The following is a 609-nucleotide window of genomic DNA, read 5'->3' as shown; positions in this document are numbered from 1 at the left end:
CCTCGATGAAGAAACGATGAGGTTAAGTGTGACGAGCGTATTGTCCGAAAAACAGGTGCTGATCTAGGGGCGCTTACCTGCGAGGTTTTCACCTATATCCTTACGGATAACTAGGCTACTGCGGCCCAATGTATGATTCAGTAATTTTTTAGGGGCCAGCTCTCGAGCCCCCATAGCAAGATAGCCAGCAATATCCTTCAGATGAAGATAGCTACCTATCGTTGTCGTCGGCTCCTCGTGCCCCAGTAGATGGCAAAGCACATACTGTCCCTTTCGGCTATACCCCCGGAACCCTAACCGCTGATAGAGGCGCTCGATCGCAGCGTCGGAAAAAAACTCCCCCTGGAACATCCCAAGTTGACGTCTTCCGACTTCTAAAAGATCGCTATTCAGTCGAAACCATGTCCAGTTTGCAAAGCTGTGCCGTAAATGATGCACCCTGAGTGTTCGATCATCTGTGTACTGGTGCATCAAATCTGTAATGAGCCGATAGGCCTGCTCTGTTCTGTCGAATGACTCAAACACCGGCGCACTAAATAGCTGTTCCGAATAGTAGATCACCGGAGGAAGGGAACTCAGTCCAGTTTGTGCGATCTGATTAGTCGCTAA

The 609-nt window shown here is 49.4% G+C and carries 1 protein-coding gene; it reads right to left on the bottom strand.

From position 1 onward, the window contains the following. Positions 1 to 63 precede the first annotated feature (63 nt). Positions 64 to 609: hypothetical protein (locus tag OKB81_RS20710; RefSeq protein ID WP_270805462.1), on the bottom strand; the 546-nt coding region annotated here is incomplete at its 5' end.

Origin of the sequence: Aeromonas sp. QDB56 (genome assembly GCF_027705505.1) — a bacterium.
In the GTDB taxonomy this organism is placed as follows: Bacteria; Pseudomonadota; Gammaproteobacteria; order Enterobacterales; family Aeromonadaceae; genus Aeromonas; species Aeromonas caviae.
The sequence above is the reverse complement of the archived record's forward strand: the minus strand, read 5'-3'. Positions and strand labels throughout refer to the sequence as shown.